The organism is Corynebacterium sp. (assembly GCF_022712195.1).
GTDB lineage: Bacteria > Actinomycetota > Actinomycetes > Mycobacteriales > Mycobacteriaceae > Corynebacterium.
Genome location: NZ_JALAGY010000028.1, coordinates 1 through 3105, shown reverse-complemented (window position 1 = coordinate 3105; position 3105 = coordinate 1). Strand labels below are relative to the sequence as shown.

The following is a 3105-nucleotide window of genomic DNA, read 5'->3' as shown; positions in this document are numbered from 1 at the left end:
TTTCGGGAGAGTCGGAGAGAGTTTCTGGAGGGCGGGGGCGTGGAGAGGAGGGTGCCCCCGGGATGTCCCTTCATCCTAGGCAGGAACAGGCAGGTGGGCAACGCGGCGTCCCCCGGGGCCGCGTCCGGCGGGGCTCTGCGGGCCGGCGTCCCGGGCACGGTGGGCGAGCCCGGGCCCCGGCGCCTACACTGTTGTCCATGACCAACGTCGACAGGTCCCTCACCCTGCCGTCGGAAGCCAGGACACTCTGGGTTCACTGGGGTCGCACCGGTGGCGGCCCCCGATTCCTCGCCGATCTCGTCGACGGGGACCTGAACCGGGAGCCTCTCCAGGTCGGCCCCGCCGACCAGCCTGTCCGGGCCTCCGCCACGTCCGCAGCGTCGCAGACCGCGTATCCCCAGTCCTACCTCTCCTACAACCCGGACGCCGAGATCGCGCCCCGGTTCGCCGCGCAGGCGCGCGGCGGGGTGCCGGCGTTCCCGGTGCCGACCTACAACTCCACCGCGGGTGTGGTCTACGGGCTGCCCCGGCTGCTGTGGAATTCGCTGCGGTTGCGCCGGTGGATCCGGCGGCACCGAATCGACCGGGTGGTGTGCGTGATGGAGAGCGTGTACCAGTCCCTCGCTCTGCCCGTGCTGGTCCCCGGCGACGTAGAGTACGTCGCCTGCATCCACGACGGGTCGGCGCATCCCGGCGAGGGCAGTGTGGTCCAGTCGGTGGGCCGGCGCAATGAGCTGCGCCGGGCTGACCGGGTGGTCACGTTCTCTGAGGCGGTGACGTCGATCCTCGCTGACCGGGTGGACGTCCCGATCACCACGGGTGACCACCCGCCGTTCGATCTGGCGGACGCGGCGACGCAGCCGCGTGAACTGCCCGACACCGGCGCCGACACCGACGCTGACACCGACGGCGCGCCGCGGGTGCCGGTGATCGGACTGTTCGGACGCCTGCAGAAGTACAAGGGCATCGACGTCGCACTGGCGGCGATGCGCATCCTCCGGGAGCGTGGCGCGCCGGAGTGCGAACTGAGGATCATCGGCTCCGGCCCGGAGGAGCGGCTGCGTGACACCGACCTCGGCGGCTACGCCACCTGGGACAACCGGTGGATCCCGGAGGAGGAGGTCACGGAGGTCGTCCGTGGCTTCGACATCATGCTGCTGCCCTACACCGAGGCCAGCCAGTCCGGCCCGGTGACTCTGGCACTGGCGCACGCGGTACCGTGCGTGGCCACACCCGTGGGGGCGATCCCCGACCAGGTGGACGGGTTCGGCGTGGTTACCGACGACGTCAGCCCGGAGGCCGTCGCGGACGGGATCGAGTCGCTGCTCACTGATCCGGCGCTGTACCGCGCACTGTCGTCCGGGGCGATCCGCCGGGTGGCGGAGCAGCCGGACTGGTCGGACCTGGCGGACCTGATCCGCCGTGGGCAGCGGGAGCCGTCCGCGGAGCTGCCGTCGGCACCGGTACCGTCACCAGAACCGGTGCCGTCGCCGGCGCAGCGGCTGGTGTCCCGGGCGAAGTGGGCCGGCCAGCGGGTCTTCGGAGTGGTGAACACCCACCGTCCGCTGCCGCGGGCCCGGCCGGCCGCGCACGCGGGGACCGGGCGGGTGCGGGTGGTCCTGCCGGCGTCCCACGGCTCCTTCGGCGACGAGGCCATGGGCCTGGTGGCGGCGGCCTCCCTGCGGGAGCTTCTCGACGACGCAGCTGTCGGGACAGCCACCGGTACCGGTGTCGATCTCGTCGTCCCCGGGGACGCCGAACCGTGGCGTCGGCTGGTGCCCGAGGGGGTCGACGTGCTGCCCCTGGGCGGGCTGACCGCCGGGCGCGGCACGGTCCCGACGGCCACCACGGTGCGGGAGCTCGCGTCAGGGCCGCTGGTGGTCATCGGTGCGGACACGCTGGCCGGTGACTATGAGCTGGCCCTGTTGGCGACCCGCGTGCGGATGCTCAACGTGGCCGCCGCGGCAGGCCATGCGGCGGCGTTGGTGAACTTCAGTCTGCCGGCCACGGTCCACCCGGCGGCGGCGCGCATCCTGCGGCGTCTCGACCGGTCGGTGGTCGTCCGCGCCCGCGACGCCCTGTCGGCGCGCAGGGCGGCGGACATCCTCGGCCGGGAGGTGCCCTGCACACCTGACATCGCTGCCCTGCTGGAGCCGGCCCCGGGCACGGGTCGGCCGGTGGAGGACGGTGTGCGGAAGGCACCCGTGGTCTTCGTGCCGAACGCCCACCTGGGCGGCATGTACGGTGTCGGGACGGATCACCTGGTCACGTTGTGGCAGGAGCTCGGCCGCCGGATGCGGGAGCAGGGCGACGGCCGTCCTGTCGAGGTCGTGGTGCACGACGTCCGTGACAGCGTCGGCGACGTCGAGCTGGGTCGACGCATCGTCGGTGCGCTGGCGGAGGTGGGTGTGGACGCCACGATGACGGTGCCGGCCACGGCAGCCGAGGCGAAGGCGGCGATCGCCGCGGCCGCCTACTGTGTGTCGGCGCGGATGCACGCCTGTGTCGCCGCCTTGAGCAGCGGGGTGCCCACGGTGGGCATCGGCTACGTCGGCAAGTTCAGCGGCCAGTTCGACTGGTACGGCGACCTGGGGTCGGTGCTGGAGTACAGTCCCGACCTCACCGCGGACGAGATCCTGGAACGGGTCGCGATCGTGCGGGGAGGTGCGGTGACCACCCGTGCCTCGGTGGTTGACCTGGTGCGCGGGGACTACGGCGCGCTGGTCGGCGCGGCGGCGAGGTAGAGAGAGCCGGCACCCGCCGTCTCTCTGCCGGCGTTGACGGTGGACGTGGTGCCCGGTCATCTCGCCACGGTCGGCTTCCGCGCACCGATGACCAGTATGAACCCCGTGCGCGTCCCGGAGGTCACTGAGTACGGCGACGATTCAGTCTGCGAATTCCTGGACGAGCAGCTTCACCCTCGCGTCGATGTCGTCACGGATCATCCGCATACGCCGGCCCCCCTCGATCCCCCGGTCGGCCGGCTCATCGGTGTGCCACCGTTCCAGCGTCCCGGCTGCGTCGGCGGGAAGCTCCAGCTGCGCCTGCGCCCCGACGATGATGACCCGGTCCGCCCGCCGTAAGAGCGCCGGATCCACACCCTTG

General features: G+C 72.3%; 1 protein-coding gene and 1 pseudogene. One reads left to right on the top strand and one right to left on the bottom strand.

Features of this window, described 5'->3' with window-relative positions; genetic code table 11:
* Window positions 1-197 precede the first annotated feature (197 nt).
* A complete protein-coding gene (locus Q0A34_RS03640; protein WP_291478537.1) occupies window positions 198-2744 on the top strand; it encodes a glycosyltransferase in 2547 nt (848 codons plus the stop codon).
* A 141-nt stretch (window positions 2745-2885) separates the two neighbouring features.
* Here Q0A34_RS03640 and Q0A34_RS03635 read toward each other — a convergent pair.
* A pseudogene (locus Q0A34_RS03635) lies at window positions 2886-3105 on the bottom strand (low molecular weight phosphatase family protein); the annotation flags it as partial.